Origin of the sequence: Ralstonia mannitolilytica, from assembly GCF_000954135.1 — a bacterium.
Taxonomy (GTDB): Bacteria; Pseudomonadota; Gammaproteobacteria; order Burkholderiales; family Burkholderiaceae; genus Ralstonia; species Ralstonia mannitolilytica.
Genome location: NZ_CP010800.1, coordinates 320,173 through 338,240, shown reverse-complemented (window position 1 = coordinate 338,240; position 18,068 = coordinate 320,173). Strand labels below are relative to the sequence as shown.

Here is an 18,068-nt window from a genome sequence, read left to right as displayed (position 1 = left end):
CAACCCCGCCCCAAACTTTAGCGGGCGTACTGCACGTCGCTTTGCAGTTTCAAAGTGATCGAGCAATCGCAATTCTCGGGTCAGAACTGGATGGCCACCACGCCCGCCGACTGCGCGATGCCCGAAACGACGTTGCCGTTGGCGGTACGCACCTGCGCCACCTGGCCGACTGCGGCCTGGTTCAGCGCCCGGCCGTCGCTCGTGACCTGGAATCCGCCACCCTCGGCAACCAGCTTGACGGTCTGGCCCGCCTGCACGGCGACCGGCAAGCGCAGGCTTTCGGCGCGCAGCGGCTGGCTGGCGGCCACGCTCGTGAGCAGCACGCGGCCGACCACGTCGGCGGGTTGCTGCACGACCGACGGCGGCAGCATCGACAGATCGCCGGTGCGGGCTTCCAGGTCGCTCATGTCGAGGGTCTTGCCCGGGGGCAAGGCGCGGGCGGCCACGTAGTACGTCCCTGTGATCTGGATGGTGGCCGGCACCCACGCCGCCCACGCGTGCGGCGAGCGGCAGCGCACGCCCACTTGTATACGGCCGCGCAGGCGGTTGGCCGCGGGCAGCATCAGGTCGATCTGGTCGCACGGCTGGTTGGCGACGCGCGGGTCGACCGGGCCGACTTCGACCGATGCGCGCGGCGCACCGGTTTCGTTTGTGCCGCCCAGGATGTCCAGTTGCGACTGCAACTGCTGCTGGATCTGCATCTGGATGGCGTTCGGGCCCTGGATTGCGGTGGGCTGGCCGGCTTGCGACGCCCCCGGCATGGCGGCTGCGGCGGGCGCATACCCCACGCGCATCATGCCCTGCCCGTGCGCCGGCATCGGGCGCACGAGGCCGGCCAGCAGCCCCAGCGCGAGGATCACCAGCAGCAGGCGTCGCCCGGCGGCCGGCGGCATGGCCGCGGCCCGCGCGCGCCGCGCCGTCGCGAAAGTCGGGTGATCTGCCTCACGTGCAAACCGCTGTGGCATGGCAAGCCTCCATCAAAAGTCCAGTGGAGTGTAGCCACGCGCGCGGGGGCGCCAAATCCGGAAATGTCGGCCAATCCCCCCCTTATTCAGACGAATGCGGTTGCGCATCGGCCCCTAGACTTTGCAACGTGGTGAAGTCCCTGGCGTTGCGCGGCGGCTGTGCAGCCGGACCGTGCAACCTGCTCCGGTGCCTGGTTTTCCCGGCCGGCGTCGGGCCCGCAGGCAGGCCTTTGCCACTGAGGCTGCATGACGGCAACTCAGCAATACAGCGGTTTGGAGACGGCATCGGCGGTTTTGAAGGGGCTGCCGATGCCGCGTTCTCCATCCCACGGAACACGGAACACACACATGGTCGACAAGCTGGATCAGTTGTTCGGTTTTCAGGAGCAGGCGCTGCGGTTGCGTTCGCAGCGGCACCAGATCCTGGCCTCGAACATCGCCAATGCCGATACGCCCAACTTCAAGGCGCGCGATTTCGATTTTCAGTCTGCGCTGCAGAAGGCGGTCGGCCAGCACAGCGGCAACGCCCTGCCGATGACCGCCACGGCGGCCGGCCACCTGAACGTCAACGGTGCGCCCGCCGGCGAGGTGACACCGATGCAGGCATCGCTGTCGCAACAGACCAAGGCGCTGCAGGGCGAAGTGCAGTACCGCACGTCGCAGCAGCCGTCGATCGACGGCAACACGGTCGACATGGACGGCGAGCGCATGCGCTTTGCCGACAACACCGTGCGTTACGAGGCCGACCTGAGCATCGTGACGCAGAAGATCAAGTCGATGCTGGCCGCCATCCAGAGCAGCTAGCACGGCAACGTTGCGGGACGACCGCGCGGGTTGTGACGCGCGGCGAAAGAGGGGCGGGAGTGATGCGGCGCCCCGGGCCGGCAAGGTGGTGGCCCGGAGAGCGCCCACACAAACAGCGGATCTGATCCGACAACAGTTTCAAAGACAGCGGAATCGACATGTCGCTATTCAAGGTGATGGATGTGGCTGGCAGCGCGCTCACCGCGCAGTCCAAGCGCATGAACGTGGTGGCCTCCAACCTGGCCAACGCCGAGAGCGTGACCGGCCCGAACGGCACACCCTACCGCGCCAAGCAGGTGGTGTTTTCGCCCGCGCAGGAGTCTGACGACTACGCCACCGGCGTGTCGGTCGACCGCGTGGTCGAAGACACCGTCACGCCCATGAAGCGCATGCACCAGCCGGGAAACCCGCTGGCCGATGCCGACGGTTACGTGACCATGCCCAACGTGGACGTGGTGGACGAGATGGTGAACATGATTTCCGCCTCGCGCTCGTACCAGGCCAACGTGGAAGTCGCCAACACCACCAAGACGATGGCCTCCAAGGCCCTCACCCTGGGCCAGTAAGCGCTGTCAACGGGCGCCCGATACACGAGAGACCAACATGACCGTCAACTCCACCAGCAGCACCACAAGCACGACCGGTACCACCACCGGCAACCAGCTGGCCATCACCAACGGCAGCGATCTGCAGAACACGTTCATGAAGCTGCTGGTGGCGCAGCTCCAGAACCAGGATCCGCTCAACCCGATGGACAACTCGCAGATGACCTCGCAGCTGGCGCAGATCAACACGGTCAACGGCATCCAGCAGTTGAACACCACGATGTCGAGCATGCTGACGCAGAACGCGGCCACGCAGGCCTCGTCGATGATCGGCCGCACCGTGCAGGTGCCGACGAGCACCCTGACGCTGTCTTCGGGCGCCGCCAACTTCGGGGTCTCGGTGCCCAACGGCGCGGACGATGTCGTCGTCACCATCACCAACGCCGCCGGCGTGGCGGTGCGCACGGTGGACCTCGGCCAGATGACTGCCGGCAGCGGCAACTACACCTGGAACGGCAAGGACGACAAGGGCAACCAGCTTGCCGACGGTACCTACAGCATCAAGGTGTCGGCGACGCTGGGCGGCAAGACCACCACGGCCAACGCACTGGGCCTGGACAAGGTGGCAGGTGTGACGATCAACAACGGCACGATGCAGCTGGTGCTCGCCTCCGGCGCGACGGCGCGGCTGTCGGACGTTGCTTCCATTCAGTAACGCATCACCGATCAGCGACGGGGACGGCCCCGCGCTTTTCATCTTCCACGGGAGAACACTATGGGATTCCAGCAAGGCCTGAGCGGTCTGGACGCCGCGTCCAAGAACCTCGACGTCATCGGCAGCAACGTGGCCAACGCCAACACCGTCGGCTACAAGAAGTCGACCGCCGAATTCGGCGACGTCTATGCCCGCTCGCTGGTGGGCGCAACCGACAACCAGGTCGGCCAGGGCGTGAACGTGACCAAGGTGTCGCAGTCGTTCACGCAGGGCAACGTGACCATCACCGGCAACCCGCTGGACATCGCCATCAACGGCACGGGCTTCTACCGCCTGGTCGACGCGTCCAGCGGCCAGGTGTCGTACTCGCGTAACGGCCAGTTCCAGACCGACAAGAACGGCTTCATCATCTCGGCCACCGGCCAGAACCTGACGGGCTACGGTGTGGACTCCACCGGCAAGGTCAACACCGCCGTGCTGACCAACCTGCAGATTCCCGTCAACGACCTGGCACCGCTGGCGACCACGAACACCGCGTTCGGCATCAACCTGGACGCCGCCGCCACGCCGCCGACGACCACGCCGTTCTCGCCCACCAACTCGGCCACGTTCAACCATTCCGTTTCGGAGCAGGTGTACGACGGCACGGGCACCGCGCACATGCTGACCAACTACTACGTGCGCACCGCCACCGGCTGGGATGTCTACTCGCAGGTGGACGGCAACAACCCCACCGGCGGCAACCCGGTGACCTCGCTAACCTTCAACGGCAACGGCCAGCTGACCTCCACGCCGAGCAAGATCAGCGTGGCGTTTGCTGGCATGAGCATCGCCAGCATGGATTTCACGGGCACGACGCAATACGGCGGCGGCTATAACGACACCGCCCCGGGCGTGACGCAGGATGGTTACGCCACGGGCCGCCTGGCGAGCTATTCGGTCGGCACGGACGGCGTCATCACGGCGCGCTATTCCAATGGCCGTACGGCCACGCTGGGCCAGGTTGCCATGGCCAACTTCAAGGCCCCGGAAGGCCTGCAGAACATCGGCGGCAACCAGTGGGTGGAAACATCCAACTCGGGCGCCCCGAACCTGGGTACGCCGGGCATGGGCTCGTTCGGCCTGCTGCAGTCGTCGGCGGTGGAGCAATCGAACGTGGACCTGAGCCAGGAGCTGGTGAACATGATCATCGCCCAGCGCTCGTACCAGGCCAACGCGCAGACCATCAAGACGCAGGACACCATCCTGCAGACGCTGGTGAGCATGTAATTAGGAGCCTCGCATGGATCGCTCGATCTACGTATCGATGACCGGCGTGAAGCACCTGTTCGACCAGCAGGCCGCCAGCGCCAACAATCTTGCGAACGCCAGCACTACCGGCTTCAAGGCGCAGATCGATGCGTTCCATACGGTCGGTGTGGAAGGCGACGGCTCGCCGACGCGCGCGTACGTGATGGCTTCTGCCATCGGCACGGACCTCTCGCCCGGTCCCATCGAGACCACGGGCCGCAGCCTGGACGTGGCGATCGACGGCCCCGGCTTCTTTGCCGTACAGACGCCCGACGGCGGCGAGGCCTACACCCGTGCCGGCACGTTCCAGCTCGGCGCGGACGGCACGATCCAGACGCTCTCGGGCCAGCCCGTGCTGGGCGACGGCGGCCCGATCACGTTGCCGCCCGACACCACGGTGCAGTTCGCCAAGGACGGGACCGTCAACGCCATCAGCGCAGACAACCGCACGCCGCCCGTGGCGCTCGGGCGCCTGAAGCTGGTGAGCATCGACCCGTCGAACATCGACCGAGGCGCCGATGGCCTGTTCCGCCAGCGCGACGGCCAGGACGCCGCCGTGGACGAGCGCGTGCGCATCACCGGCGGGGCGCTGGAAGGCAGCAACGTCAACCTGACCGACTCGCTGGTCAACATGATCGAGATTTCGCGCCAGCTCGAGATGCAGATGAAGTCGCTGCACACGAGCGACACGAACGCGCAATCGGCCAACGAACTGCTGCGCCACGCCTGAGCGGCGGCGTATTGAATTGAATCAACCAAGGACTCGAACATGATTCGCTCCCTGTGGATTTCCAAGACCGGGATGGACGCGCAGCAATCGCAGCTGGACGTCATCTCCAACAACCTGGCGAACGTCAACACGACGGGCTTCAAGCGCTCGCGCGCCGTGTTCGAGGACTTGCTGTACCAGAACGTGCGCGAGCCGGGCGCGCAGTCGTCGCAGCAGACGACGCTGCCCTCGGGCATGCAGATCGGCACGGGCGTGCGCATTGTCGCCACCGAGCGCCTGCACACGCAGGGCAACCTGCAGCAGACCGGCAACTCGACCGACGTGGCCATCAACGGCAACGGCTTCTTCCAGGTGCAGATGCCGGACGGCACGCTGGCCTACACGCGTGACGGCAGCTTCCAGATCAACGCGCAAGGCCAGCTCGTGACGTCGAGCGGCTATCCGGTCCAGCCGGCGATTACCGTGCCGCAGAACGCCACCAGCCTGACCATCGGCAAGGATGGCGTGGTGACGGTCACCACGCCGGGCTCGGTCAACAACACACAGGTCGGTACGTTCCAGCTCGCCAACTTCATCAACCCGGCCGGCCTGCGCAGCCTGGGCGAGAACCTGTATGCGGAAACCGAAGCCTCGGGCACGGCCAACCTGGCCAACCCGGGCTCGAACGGCATCGGCGCGCTCAACCAGAACTACGTCGAAACGTCCAACGTGAACGTGGTGGAAGAGATGGTGAACATGATCCAGACGCAGCGCGCGTACGAGATCAACAGCAAGTCTGTGCAGACGTCCGATCAGATGCTGGAAAAGCTGTCGCAGCTCTAAGCTGGACAGTGCCGCTTTAGGAAGTGATGTGATGCGAACCCCCCCGGTTGATCCTCGTGCTGTTGGTGCATTGCCTGTTTCACCCCCTGCCGGGGGCGACGCCCTGTCTTTGTCTTGCCAGCGCAAGGAAGCAGAGAAGGGCGCGCCCGACATGGCGGCCTCCCGCTTGAGTCTGCGGGAGTGGGTTCGTGTTGCGCGCTTGGTTCGCCTCGCTCTGCTTGGCGGCGCTGCTTTGCTGACGACCGCATGCGGCATGCTGCCGCCACCCGCGCCGATCGTGCAGGGTCCGACCACGGCGCGGCCGCCGATGCCGGTGATGGCGCCGCGCCAGAACGGGGCGATCTATCAGGAAGTGGCCTCGGGCAGCGGCGGTTTTCGCGGCATGTTCGAAGACCGTCGCGCGCACATGGTGGGCGACACCATCACCATCGTGATCACCGAGAACACGGCCGCCAGCAAGCAGACCTCGGGCAGCGTCAACCGCACCGGCAGCATGAGCGCTTCGGTGCCCACGCTTGCCGGCATGAACGCCGGTGTGCTGTCGCTGCTGGGCGTGTCGGCCAGCGACGCCAACAAGTTCGACAGCAAGGGCGCCAATGGCGCGCAGAACAACTTCACCGCCACGATCACGGTGACGGTGGTCGAGGTGCTGTCCAACGGCAACCTCGTGGTGAGCGGCGAGAAGCAGATGGCCGTGGGCCAGGGCACCGAGTCGATCAAGTTCTCGGGTGTGGTCAACCCGACCACCGTCAACAACCAGAACACCGTGCTGTCGACCCAGGTGGCGGACGCACGCATGGAATACCGCGGTACCGGCTATGTGGCCGAGGCCCAGCAGATGGGCTGGCTGTCGCGGTTCTTCCTCACTGTGTCGCCGTTCTGAGGGGCCTCGCCATGACATTGCAACGACTCTTTGGCGCCGCGCTGATCGCCCTCGCTTCTCTGGCTGGCACGGCGCACGCCGACCGCATCAAGGATCTGACCACGATTGCCGGCGTGCGCGAGAATGCGCTGATCGGCTATGGCCTCGTCGTCGGCCTGGATGGCAGCGGCGACCAGACCACGCAGACGCCGTTCACGATCCAGAGCTTCAACAACATGCTCACGCAGTTCGGCATCAACGTGCCGCCGGGCGCCAGCATCCAGCTCAAGAACACGGCCGCGGTGGTGGTGACGGCCACGCTGCCGGCCTTCGTGCGGCCTGGCCAGACGATTGACGTGACTGTCTCGTCCATCGGCAACGCCAAGAGCCTGCGCGGCGGCACGCTGCTGCTCACGCCGCTCAAGGGCGTGGACGGCCAGCTCTACGCGCTGGCGCAGGGCAACGTGGTGATCGGTGGCGCGGGCGCGTCGGCCAACGGCAGCAAGGTGCAGATCAACCAGCTCGGCGCCGGCCGCATCGCCAACGGGGCGACGGTCGAGCGCGCCGTGGCGGCCACGGTTGGCGAAGCGGGCAGCATCCAGCTCGACACCGGCACGACGGACTTCGGCACCGTGCAGAACATCGTCAACGCCATCAACAAGCAGTTCGGCGCCGACACGGCCCAGGCCGCGGACGGCCGCACGATCAACGTGCGTGCGCCGGCCCTGGCGTCGGACCGCGTCGGGTTTGTGGCGAAGCTGCAGAACATTGAAGTGACGCCTGCACTGGCAGCGGCCCGCGTGGTCGTCAACGCGCGCACGGGCTCGGTGGTGATGAACCAGCTCGTCAAGCTCGAGCCCTGCGCGGTGGCGCACGGCAACCTGTCGGTCACCATCAGCACCGAGCCGGTGGTGAGCCAGCCGGCGCCGTTCTCGCAAGGGCAGACGGTGGCGGGCGCGCGCTCGAACATCGAGGTCAAGCAGCAGGGCGGCAGCCTCATCAACGTCAAGGGCGGCACCAACCTGGCCGACGTGGTGAAGGCCATCAACGCGATCGGTGCCAACCCGCAGGACCTGATCTCGATCCTGCAGGCAATGAAGGCCGCCAATGCGCTGCGCGCCGACCTGGAAATCATTTAACGCCGGGGTGATGCCATGAACCCGACCGACCTGACTACCCGCCTCGCGCTCGATTCGCGCGGCTTCGAATCGCTCAAGCAGACCGCGCGCACCGACCCGACGGGCGCGGCCAAGACCGTCGCCAAACAGTTCGACGCGATCTTCGTGAACATGATGCTCAAGCAGATGCGCGATGCATCGCCGCAGAACGGGCCGTTCGATTCGTCGTCGACCAAGATGTACACGTCGATGCTCGACCAGCAGCTTTCGCAGACGATGGCCTCGCGCGGCGTGGGCGTGGCCGACCAGCTGCTCAAGCAGATGCTGCGACAGGCCAACCGCGTGGATCCGGATGCGGGCGGCAAGGTCAACACGGCGTTGTCCAGCAGCACGGCCACGAATACCGCGCTGCCGGGCGCCGCGGGTTCGGCCACCGATGCGGCCAAGGCGATCGCGCGCACATCGCTCAACAGCATGGCCGCGTCGGCAGCGTCTGGAGTGGAAGACGACGGCTCGGGCATCAGCACCGTGCCGCGCCCCGGCCTCGAGGCGCGCGTGGAGCGCGCCCTGGCGGCGTTGCGCAAGCAGGCCGAGGCGGAAAGCAAGGCCGCCGACATGCTGCCGGAGGTGGACCTGTCCGGCGTGGCTTCGGAGCCGCGCGGCGACCGCATGGCCAGCTTCTACAACAAGCTGATCGGCCACGCCTCGCAGGCGGCGCAGGAGACCGGCATCCCGGCCAACTTCATGATCGGCCACGCCGCGCTGGAATCGGGCTGGGGCCGCCGCGAAATCAAGGCCAAGGACGGCAGCAACACGCACAACCTTTTCGGCATCAAGGCCGGCGGTTCGTGGACGGGCAAGACCGCCGAGGTGACCACCACCGAGTACATCGGCGGGGTGGCCCGCAAGGTCAAGGAGAAGTTCCGGGCCTACAGCTCGTATGCCGAGGCGTTCAAGGACTACGCCAACCTGCTGGCCAACAACCCGCGCTACAGCCACGTGGTGGCGGCCGGCAACGGCAACGATGCGGCGTCGTTCGCCAAGGGGCTGCAGCGCGCCGGCTATGCCACCGACCCGAACTACGCCCACAAGATCATGGCGGTGCTCAAGCAGATCGTGTGAATGTAATTGAAGCGCCACATTTGGTGGCATCGGCCGGCTCAAGTTTGTCCTTGGCCGGCCGATGTTGTTTCTAGAGCTGATTTCGGCGGCGTCCTGCTGCCCGCACCGAGACAACGATGAGCACCTCCCTCTTGAATATTGGCGCGACCGGCCTGCGGGTTGCCGATATCAACCTGCAGGTGACCGGCAACAACATTGCCAACGCCAACACCCCGGGCTATTCGCGCCAGGAAGCGGTGCAGACGGAAAACGTTCCGCTGTATGCAGGCGTCGGCTATCTGGGGCAGGGGGTCAATGTGACCACCGTCAAGCGGATCTACGACCAGTTCCTGACCGCCCAGGTGCAGAGCGGCCAGGCCGCCACGAGCGCGGCCGACCAGCTCAACAGCCTGGTGTCGGGCCTCAGCAAGTACATGTCCGACCCGAACAGCGGGTTGAGTTCGGCGTTGACGAGCTTCTTCAACGCGGCCGATGGCCTGGCCTCCAAGCCGTCGGACACCACGGCGCGCCAGGTCTTCCTGAACGCAGCCGCCAGCCTGCAAAGCCGCTTCAACTCGATTGCCGGCCAGATGAACGCGCTCAGCGGCCAGGTCAACACGCAGGTGCAGACCCAGATCAGCTCGGTCAACGGCACCGCGCAGCAGATCGCCGCCCTGAACGACCGGATCGCCAAGGCCGAAAGCTCGACCGGCCAGCCGGCCAACGACCTGCGTGACCAGCGCGACCAGCTCGTGCAGACGCTCAACCAGTCGATCAAGGCCAGCGTGGTGCAGACCGGCGACGGTCAGTACAACATCTACGTGGGCAATGGCCAGGCGCTGGTGCAGGGCAACCAGAGCTATCAGTTGACGGCGGTGCCATCGCAGTACGACCCGACGCAGCTGTCGGTGGGCTACAAGAGCCCGGCTGGCGTCGTCAACATCGACGACAGCCAGCTGGGCGGCGGCGCGCTGGGCGGCCTGATGGAGTTCCGCAACAAGACGCTCATCCCGGCGCAGAACAGCCTGGGCCGCCTGGCCACCGCCGTGGCCGCCGACGTGAACGCGCAGAACAAGCTCGGCATGGACGCCAACGGCAAGATGGGCACGGACCTCTTCTCCGTGGCGGGCCCGAGCGTGGCCGCCAGTGCCAACAACACGGGCAGCGCCACGCTGACTGCCAGCATCACCAATGCCAATGCGGGGCAGGGTTACGACTACCAGATCAAGTACCAGGGCGGGGCCTACACCGTCTCGCACTACCCGGACGGCTCCGGTGCCGTGACGGTGACGAGCTGGCCGACCACCATCGACGGCGTCACGCTGAACCTGTCGGGCACGATGAACAGCGGCGATTCGTTCCTCGTGCGCCCGACCGTCCAGGCTGCCTCGACGATGCAGACGCTGACCACGGACTATCACAACGTGGCGGCAGCGTCGCCGGTGGTGCTCACGCAGGGCAGCAACAACACCGGCAATGCGGCGGTGTCGTCCATCGGCGTGGACAGCACGTATGCCGGCGCACCGCTTGCCTCGCCGATCAGCCTGACGTACAGCTCGGCCGTGGGCGGCTCGCTTTCCGGCTTTCCGGGCAGCGTGACGGTGACAGTCAACGGCACGTCGACCACCTATACCGGCGGCACCGCGCCCTATACCCAAGGCGCCACGTACGCGTTCAACGGCGTGCAGCTGACGCTCTCGGGCACGCCTGGCAACGGCGACACGTTCTCCATCTCGGCCAACACCGCCAACAGCACCGACAACGGCAATGCCAGCGCGCTGGCCAAGCTGCGCAATGCGAACCTGCTGGACGGCGGCACCACGTCGCTCGGTTCGGCGTGGAACAACCTCGTCACGCAAGTGGGCGTGCAGGCCAACCAGGCCAGCACGAACCTGACTTCGCAGAAGGCGTTGCTGGCGAGCTCGACGTCGCAGCAGCAGTCGGTCTCGGGGGTGAACCTCGATGACGAGGCGATGAACCTGATGAAGTACCAGCAGGCCTACCAGGCCGCCGCCAAGGTGATGCAGACGGCCAACGCGCTGTTCGATTCGCTGCTGTCGATCGCCAACTGACAGTCGCCGCCGACTGCAGAACCGCCCAGCCCTGCCGATAACGCACTAAAGCCTTCCGCCCGGACCGATCATGCGAGTCAGTACCGCCCAGTTCTTCGCGCTGTCCAGCGCCTCGATGCAGAACACGCAGTCGAACCTGCTCACCTTGCAGCGGCAGATCTCCAGCGGCATCGCACTCGACAGCGCGGGCGACAACCCGACCGCCTATGGCCAGATGGTGCAACTGCAACAGACGCAGGACGCCAACGATCAGTACCAAGCCAACCGCGATGCCACCGATGCGCGCCTGACCAACGTGTCGTCTGCGCTCACCAACCTGGTCACCACGCTGCAGCAGGGCAAGCAGTCGCTGGTGAGCGCCAACACCACGCTGATGACCGATTCGCAGCGCATTGGCGTGCTGGCGCAGGTCAAGCAGCAGTATCAGCAGCTGCTGTCGATCGCCAACCAGCGCGATGCGTCGGGCGTGGCCCTCTTTGGCGGCGCCAACGGCACGACCGACCCGTTTGTCAGCTCCGGCGGCAGCGTGCAGTACGTCGGCACCGGCCAGCCGCCCACCGTCCAGGTGTCGCAGAACATCTCGATGCCCACTTCGGTGTCGGGCGACGCGGTGTTCGTACGCATTGCCAACACGGACCCGGCCAACCCGAATACCAACCAGAGCATCTTCAAAACGTACGAGAACCTGATCGCCGCGCTCTCCACGCCGATCAACCCCGCCACGCAGGCCACCGACGTCGCCAACCTGCAGAAGGCCGTGCAGACCGCACAGGGCAATCTGGACAACGCCTACCAGGTGGCGCTCCAGGCGCAGGTGACCGTGGGCACGCAGCAGGCGCAGATCACCACGCTCAACAGCAGCGGCTCGAATTACGGCGAGCAGTTGAAGGAGCAGATCGCCAAGCTGCAATCGGTGGACTACACCACCGCCATCTCGCAGTTCGCGCAGCAACAGGTGTCATTGCAGGCCGCGCAGAAGACGTTCACGGCGATGCAGGGCATGTCGCTGTTCCAGTACATCAATCCGTAGTCGCCGCCGATGGGCAGGGTGGGGCGCGGCGTATCATGTCGCCTCTCCTGCCGCCAGGATTGGGTATGCCCATCCAGTATCTGCGACGCCTGACCAGCCCCAAGCGCTCCGACGACGCCAACCGGCGCCTCGGGCAATGCCTGGCCTTTGTCGCGGGCGCTGCCAACGCAGGTGGGTTTCTCGCCGTCAAGCAATACACGTCGCACATGTCGGGCATCGTTTCCGCGATGGCGGATGACCTCGTGCTCGGCAACATCGTTCTGGTGCTCGCCGGACTGGCTTCGCTGCTGGCGTTTCTCTGCGGTGCCGCCTGTACGGCTGTGCTGGTGAACTGGGGACGCCGGCGCAGCACCCAAAGCGAGTTTGCCCTGCCCCTGATGCTCGAAGCAGGTCTGCTGCTGCTCTTTGGCCTGATGGGCACGTCGCTTGGGCAATACCGGGTGGTGTTCGTGCCGGCCACCGTGGCCCTGCTGTGCTTCCTGATGGGCTTGCAGAACGCCATCATCACCAAGATCTCGAAGGCGGAGATCCGCACCACGCACGTCACCGGCCTGGCCACCGATATCGGCATCGAGATCGGCAAGGCGCTGTATTGGAACCACGGCCACCACAACCTGCCGGCCGTGGTCGCCAACCGGCCCAAGCTGCGGCTGCTCGCATCGCTGCTGGCAATGTTCTTCGTGGGCGGCGTGGCCGGCGCGCTGGGGTTCAAGCACCTCGGCTATGCGGCAACGATTCCGCTGGCATCGATCCTGATGCTGCTGGCCGTGGTGCCGGTGGTGGACGATCTGGTGGCGCGCGGGCGGTAGGCGCGCCGCTCAGCCCAATACCAGTCCGATCGCAACGGCTCAGCCGAGGACGACCGGCCACGGGATGGCCGTTCCGGCGTAAGCACCCGGTGAACCCGTCTTGAAGGGGACCCGCGTAGCAAGGAGCATCGTGTCCATCTAGTTCTAGGTGGACACGTGGACACTATCGAAGAGAGCGCGCCAATACGGCGCCGACGTCGGCATAGCGCCGAGTTCAAGGCCAAGGCAGTGCAGGAGTGCATGCAGCCGGGTGTTTCGATCGCGGCGATAGCCCTGCACCATCGCCTCAATGCGAATCTGCTGCGGCGCTGGGTCGCCGAGCAGGAAGCAAAGAATGGCGCGCCTGAGGACCGCGAGTTGATGAGGGTGCCGCAAGGCGAGTTCATCCCGTTGCGGATCGGCGAGCCGACCACTGCCGTGCCGGACATCCAGATCGAAGTCCGCCGTGGCGCGACGACGATCAGTCTTCGCTGGCCGGGATCGGCCGCAGCGCAGTGCGCCCAGTGGCTGCAAGGGTGGTTGCGTTGATTCGGGTGGACGCGATCTGGTTGGCCGTGGAGCCGCTGGACATGCGCGCCGGTACCGAAACGATCCTCGCGCGGGTCGTCAAGGTGTTCGGCGCGGCACGCCCCCACCACGCCTACCTGTTTGCCAATAAGAGTTCGACGCGCATGAAGGTGCTGGTCTACGACGGCTTCGGCATCTGGCTGGCCGCGCGGCGCCTCAACAAGGGGCGCTTCATCTGGACGAACGGCGACCAGGCGATCGCCACGGCGCTCAATCCCGAGCAATTGCGTGCGCTGGTGACGGGGCTGCCTTGGCAGACGCTCACCCACGACCACGCGATCACGGTCGTGTAATACCCCCAAAGCCGTAAACTGGCTTCCTTCCAGAGGACTTGGGGTTCTGGCAGACTCGCCGCATGAACCTACCCACCAACCTCGATGCCCTGAGCCCGGACGAACTGCGCACACTGGCTGCGCAGTTGATGGCCCAGGTCGGCGAGAAGGACCGGGAGTTGCGGTACCGGCAAGCCAAGATCGACCAGCTCACACACGAGCTGGCCATCCACAAGCGCTGGAAGTTCGGCAAGCGCAGCGAGCAACTGACATCTGAACAGGCGAGTCTGCTGGACGAAGCCATTGACGCAGACCTCGAGGCGATTGAGACCGAACTGGAAGCGCTCCTGCCGTCGTCCAAATCTGAAGCCAAGAGCAAGCCCAAGCGCCAGGCATTGCCGCCGCAGTTGCCGCGCACCGACATCCACCACGAGCCGGACGCAGAGACCTGCACCTGTGGGTGTGCGCTCAAGCGCATTGGCGAAGACATCAGCGAGAAGCTGGACTACACGCCGGGCACGTTCACCGTGGAGCGTCACATCCGCGGCAAATGGGTGTGCGATCAGTGTGAGACGCTGGTGCAGACGCCGGTGCCACCCCACGTCATCGACAAAGGCATCCCGACGGCCGGACTGCTGGCACATACGCTGGTGTCCAAGTTCGGCGACCACCTTCCCCTGTATCGGCAGGAGCGCATCTATGCGCGCGCCGGTCTGGCCATCCCGCAATCGACACTGGGCGCGTGGGTGGGCATCTGTGGCGTGCGTCTGCAACCGCTGGTGGACGCCCTGCAAGAAGAGGTTCTGAGCCACGGTGTTCTGCACGCCGACGAAACGCCAGTGCAGATGCTCGCGCCCGGCAATGGCAAGACGCACCGCGCCTACCTGTGGGCCTATGCGCCGAGCGAGTTCGAGAAGATGCGCGCGGTGATTTACCAGTTTGCGCCCAGCCGCAGCGGCGAGCACGCTCGCGCGTTCCTGGGGCAGTGGCAAGGCAAGCTGGTATGTGATGACTTCGCCGGCTACAAGGCCAGCTTCGACGGTGGCGTCACTGAGATCGGTTGCATGGCCCATTCGCGGCGCAAGTTCTTTGAACTGCACGACAAGCACAAGAGCGAATTGGCGGGCCAGGCACTGCGCTACATGGTGAGCTTGTACGAGATCGAGGCGCAAGTGCGGGATGCTGAGCCAGACCAGCGCCTGGCAGCGCGGCAACAAAGGGCTGGCCCGATTCTAGAGCGGCTGCACGCCTGGCTCGAGGAACAGCGACGCCGCGTCCCAGACGGCTCGGCGATCGCGCGGGCCATTGACTACAGCCTCAAGCGGTGGCCGGCTCTCGTGCGTTACCTCGACGACCCGACGGTGCCCATCGACAACAACCACGTCGAGCGACAGATCCGGCCGGTTGCCCTGGGTCGCTCCAATTGGTTGTTTGCAGGCTCACTGCGCGCCGGTCAACGCGCGGCTGCCGTCATGAGCCTGATCCAATCGGCCAAGCTCAACGGGCACGATCCCTACGCCTATCTGAAAGACGTCCTCACGCGACTGCCGACCCACAAGGCGGCCGACATCGCCGAACTGCTCCCGCATCGCTGGACGCCCAGCGCCACCTAGCTGGCAAGACGGGTTCACCGGGTGCTTACGTTCCGGCGACCACGGTGCGCAGCCTGTCTGCGTCATCCGCCCGTGGGACGGCCGTTGGCGCGGGCCCGCATCTCAGGCCGCTTCGATTCTGCAGACTTCATGGAGTGTATTGAGCCGCCGTATCGGGTCGGCCACGAACGGATTCGTTTCATCCCACGCATAGCCGGCCAGGATCGCGCTGATCATGCGGCGGATGCCGGGCGAGTGCCGCGGGTGGAAGATGATGTCCTGAAGCTCGCCCGTGTACCAGCGGTCGACGAACGCGCGGAAGGTATTCACGCCCTTGCGCAGCGGCTTGTCGTAGTCGGCGAGCCAGTCCACGGTTTCGCCATCGAGCTGGCGCAGCAGCACGCGCGTGGCGAGTTCTGCCGAGCGCAGCGCGATCGTCACGCCCGAGGAGAACACCGGGTCCAGGAACTCGCCCGCGTTGCCGAGCAGCGCATAGCCGGGCCCATACAGCCGCTCGACGTTGGCCGCATAGCCGCCGATCTGCCGCACCGGCATCAGGAACGGCGCATCGCCGATCAGCGCGGCGATGTTGGGCTCTGCGCGGATGAGGCTGCGCAGCGTTGCTTCGCGCTGGGCTTCCGCCACATCGAGGAAGCCCGCCTCGGCCACGCAGCCGACCGACGAGCGCCCGTTGGCCAGCGGAATCATCCAGTACCAGACGTCGCGGCGCTCAGGGTGGACGGCCACGCAGATCTTGTCGCGGTCGGTGCTGCCGGCGGGCAGGGCGTCGCGCACATGCGTGAAGAGCGCCGCGCGCGTCGGCATGCCGGTCGGGGCTTCGAGGTTCAGCAGTCGTGGCAGCACGCGGCCGAAGCCGCTCGCATCGAGCACGAAACCGGCATGCACGGCATAGGCGTTGCCGGCTTCGTCCTCGACCTCCAGCACGGGAGCGTCGCCCGGCTGCATGGCGCGCACGGTGTGGCCGAAGCGCACTTCAGCGCCCTGGTCCGCCGCGCAGCGGATCAGCGTCTGGTCGAACACCGCGCGTTCGACCTGGTATGTGGTGCCCCAGCCGGCGGAATGCTTGTCGCGAAAGTCGAACGACGCATGCTTGTCGCCACGCACGAAATACGCGCCGTTCTTGTATTGGAATCCGGCCTCGACCACGGCCTGCAGCATGCCCGCCTGCTCGAGGTACGCCATGCTTTGCGGCAACAGGCTTTCGCCGATGGAGAAGCGCGGAAAATGCTGGCGCTCGAGCACCAGCGCGTTGCGCCCGGCCTGCCGCAGCAACGCCGCGGCCACCGCGCCGGACGGGCCCGCGCCGATGATCGCGACGTCAACGTGTTCGTGCTGTTCGATGGGTTGTTGGGTGGAGAGCATTATCGTTGGTGAATATCGCTGTCTTTTGGCCGCTGGCCGCCGGCTAATTAACGGGGGAGCTTACGTCGTACGTTCCGCTTTGAAAACCGGCATGCATTGTCGGTACAATGCGCCAGCCCTGGATACCCGCGCTGATTCAAGATCAACGCCATTTCAATTCCTATGGAAACCGCTTCAACGCCTGCGCATGTGGGTTCTTTTGTGCCCGAGACCGCATTCGGCATCTGGTTTCTGCGCACGTACACGTGGGAGCACCATGTCCTGCGCGTCGCCATTCGGGACCTTCAGCGCCTGATCACCACGCCGCTGCCGGCGGCACCGGTTCTGGTGGATGTCGGTTGCGGCCAGGGCATTTCGTTCCGGCTGCTCGAGCAAGCGTTTGCTCCCGCGCGCATCGTCGGGGTGGATTGCCACGCGCCGTCGCTGGAGGCCGCGCGCCGGGCCGCCGATGCGCTGAGGGTGCCGGTCGATGTGCTCCATGGCGACTGTGCCGCGCTGCCGCTGCCCGATGCGTGCGCCGATATCGTGTTCTGTCATCAGACGTTCCATCATCTCGTCGAGCAGGAGCGCGCGCTCGCTGAATTCCGCCGCATCCTCAAACCGGGTGGCGTGCTGCTGTTTGCCGAATCGACCGACGCGTATATCAAATCGTGGGTGATTCGTTTGTTGTTCCGGCATCCGATGCATGTTCAGAAAAGCGCCGACGGTTATCTGCAAATGCTGCGTGCCGGTGGTTTTGAATTTGAACAGCGCAATATCTCGCTGCCTTATCTGTGGTGGAGCCGGGCCACCGACTTCGGCCTGTTCGAACGCCTCGGCCTGCACCATCCGAAGCCGGGCAAGCGGCGCGAGACGCTCGTCAACGTCGCCGCCACCAAGCCTGCCGCCTGAGCGTTGCGGGCCGAAGGCTTCGGCCTGCAACCGCGGTTGGCGTCTTACTTCTTCAGCGTCACGACCTCGCCCTTGAGGGCCACGCCCGACATGAGGGCGCCCGAGCCGCAGGTGAATTCCGTCGCGCTCTCGGTCAGGTTGTTCTTGTAGTTGCTCTTGATGTTGATGACCGCGTTGCCGCCCATCTGGCGCGCACGCTCCTGCAGCGCCAGCACGGCCGACAGGAACACGTACTGGCATGCGGCTTCATCGCTGCGCCCGACGCCGTTGGTCTTCTTGTTGGTCGCGATCTCGCCCATCGATTTGGCGACCGGCGCGTGATTCTGGCCCGCGAAGACCAGCGCGATGTCGCTGCCGACCTTGTCGGAGCCTTCGCTCTTGAGTGCCGCATCGATCGAATACGTGGCGACATCGTTGCGGGCCAGGGCGCCGCTGCTCATCGTGGCCAGGCACACGGCGGCCAGCATCAGGTGACGTTTCATTCCAGACTCCTTGTTGTC

Annotated in this window: 19 protein-coding genes; 16 read left to right on the top strand and 3 right to left on the bottom strand. The window is 65.6% G+C overall.

All coding sequences use genetic code 11. From position 1 onward, the window contains the following. Positions 1–80: 80 nt before the first annotated feature. On the bottom strand, positions 81–965 hold the full coding sequence (gene flgA / locus TK49_RS18165) for a flagellar basal body P-ring formation chaperone FlgA (RefSeq protein ID WP_045218753.1): 885 nt from the start codon (positions 963–965) through the stop codon (positions 81–83). A 348-nt stretch (positions 966–1,313) separates the two neighbouring features. On the opposite strand from flgA, the gene flgB reads away from it, so the two are divergent. The 15 genes from flgB (at position 1,314) to tnpC (ending at position 15,315) form a co-directional block, all read left to right on the top strand. Further along, the gene (gene flgB, locus TK49_RS18160; protein WP_045218751.1) at positions 1,314–1,769 is read left to right on the top strand and encodes a flagellar basal body rod protein FlgB; all 456 of its coding nucleotides are present in this window, start codon (positions 1,314–1,316) and stop codon (positions 1,767–1,769) included. 158 nt (positions 1,770–1,927) lie between these two features. Continuing rightward, positions 1,928–2,335 carry a flagellar basal body rod protein FlgC gene (gene flgC, locus TK49_RS18155; RefSeq protein ID WP_045218750.1) on the top strand — a complete coding sequence of 136 codons (408 nt, stop codon included), beginning with the start codon at positions 1,928–1,930 and terminating at the stop codon, positions 2,333–2,335. Between the two features lie 37 nt (positions 2,336–2,372). Then, positions 2,373–3,029 (top strand): flagellar hook assembly protein FlgD, encoded by a 657-nt coding sequence (locus tag TK49_RS18150; protein WP_045218748.1) that lies wholly within the window; start codon positions 2,373–2,375, stop codon positions 3,027–3,029. Positions 3,030–3,089: 60 nt separating this feature from the next. Then, positions 3,090–4,298: a flagellar hook protein FlgE gene (gene flgE, locus TK49_RS18145; protein WP_045218747.1), complete on the top strand. Its 1,209-nt coding sequence runs from the start codon at positions 3,090–3,092 to the stop codon at positions 4,296–4,298. Between the two features lie 13 nt (positions 4,299–4,311). Next, a complete protein-coding gene (gene flgF, locus TK49_RS18140) occupies positions 4,312–5,049 on the top strand; it encodes a flagellar basal-body rod protein FlgF (protein WP_045218745.1) in 738 nt (245 codons plus the stop codon). Between the two features lie 39 nt (positions 5,050–5,088). Further along, positions 5,089–5,871, top strand: a complete 783-nt coding sequence (gene flgG / locus TK49_RS18135) for a flagellar basal-body rod protein FlgG (protein ID WP_045218743.1) — start codon at positions 5,089–5,091, stop codon at positions 5,869–5,871. A gap of 151 nt (positions 5,872–6,022) precedes the next feature. After that, positions 6,023–6,754, top strand: coding sequence for a flagellar basal body L-ring protein FlgH (locus TK49_RS18130; protein ID WP_045218740.1), 732 nt, complete (start codon positions 6,023–6,025; stop codon positions 6,752–6,754). Between the two features lie 11 nt (positions 6,755–6,765). Beyond that, positions 6,766–7,872 carry a flagellar basal body P-ring protein FlgI gene (locus TK49_RS18125; RefSeq protein WP_045218738.1) on the top strand — a complete coding sequence of 369 codons (1,107 nt, stop codon included), beginning with the start codon at positions 6,766–6,768 and terminating at the stop codon, positions 7,870–7,872. Between the two features lie 15 nt (positions 7,873–7,887). Beyond that, positions 7,888–8,973 carry a flagellar assembly peptidoglycan hydrolase FlgJ gene (gene flgJ / locus TK49_RS18120; protein ID WP_045218736.1) on the top strand — a complete coding sequence of 362 codons (1,086 nt, stop codon included), beginning with the start codon at positions 7,888–7,890 and terminating at the stop codon, positions 8,971–8,973. 116 nt (positions 8,974–9,089) lie between these two features. Beyond that, positions 9,090–11,024, top strand: a complete 1,935-nt coding sequence (gene flgK, locus TK49_RS18115) for a flagellar hook-associated protein FlgK (protein WP_045218734.1) — start codon at positions 9,090–9,092, stop codon at positions 11,022–11,024. Between the two features lie 70 nt (positions 11,025–11,094). Beyond that, the gene (gene flgL / locus TK49_RS18110) at positions 11,095–12,054 is read left to right on the top strand and encodes a flagellar hook-associated protein FlgL (protein WP_045218733.1); all 960 of its coding nucleotides are present in this window, start codon (positions 11,095–11,097) and stop codon (positions 12,052–12,054) included. A 65-nt stretch (positions 12,055–12,119) separates the two neighbouring features. Further along, entirely contained in the window at positions 12,120–12,863 is a 744-nt protein-coding gene (locus tag TK49_RS18105; protein ID WP_045218730.1) for a YoaK family protein, read from the top strand. Positions 12,864–13,019: 156 nt separating this feature from the next. Next, positions 13,020–13,391 (top strand): IS66-like element accessory protein TnpA, encoded by a 372-nt coding sequence (tnpA, locus tag TK49_RS18100; protein WP_004633552.1) that lies wholly within the window; start codon positions 13,020–13,022, stop codon positions 13,389–13,391. Continuing rightward, a complete protein-coding gene (gene tnpB, locus TK49_RS18095; RefSeq protein WP_146049720.1) occupies positions 13,379–13,723 on the top strand; it encodes an IS66 family insertion sequence element accessory protein TnpB in 345 nt (114 codons plus the stop codon). The genes tnpA and tnpB overlap by 13 nt, the downstream gene beginning before the upstream one ends. A gap of 62 nt (positions 13,724–13,785) precedes the next feature. After that, complete coding sequence (tnpC, locus tag TK49_RS18090; protein WP_009238807.1) at positions 13,786–15,315, top strand: IS66 family transposase; 1,530 nt, start codon at positions 13,786–13,788, stop codon at positions 15,313–15,315. A 102-nt stretch (positions 15,316–15,417) separates the two neighbouring features. Here tnpC and TK49_RS18085 read toward each other — a convergent pair whose 3' ends face one another. Next, a complete protein-coding gene (locus TK49_RS18085) occupies positions 15,418–16,677 on the bottom strand; it encodes an NAD(P)/FAD-dependent oxidoreductase (protein WP_045218729.1) in 1,260 nt (419 codons plus the stop codon). A gap of 162 nt (positions 16,678–16,839) precedes the next feature. Here TK49_RS18085 and TK49_RS18080 point away from each other — a divergent pair, with 162 nt between their 5' ends. After that, complete coding sequence (locus TK49_RS18080) at positions 16,840–17,568, top strand: class I SAM-dependent methyltransferase (RefSeq protein ID WP_045218727.1); 729 nt, start codon at positions 16,840–16,842, stop codon at positions 17,566–17,568. Positions 17,569–17,612: 44 nt separating this feature from the next. Here TK49_RS18080 and TK49_RS18075 read toward each other — a convergent pair whose 3' ends face one another. Further along, positions 17,613–18,050, bottom strand: coding sequence for a hypothetical protein (locus tag TK49_RS18075; RefSeq protein WP_045218724.1), 438 nt, complete (start codon positions 18,048–18,050; stop codon positions 17,613–17,615). Positions 18,051–18,068 lie beyond the last annotated feature (18 nt).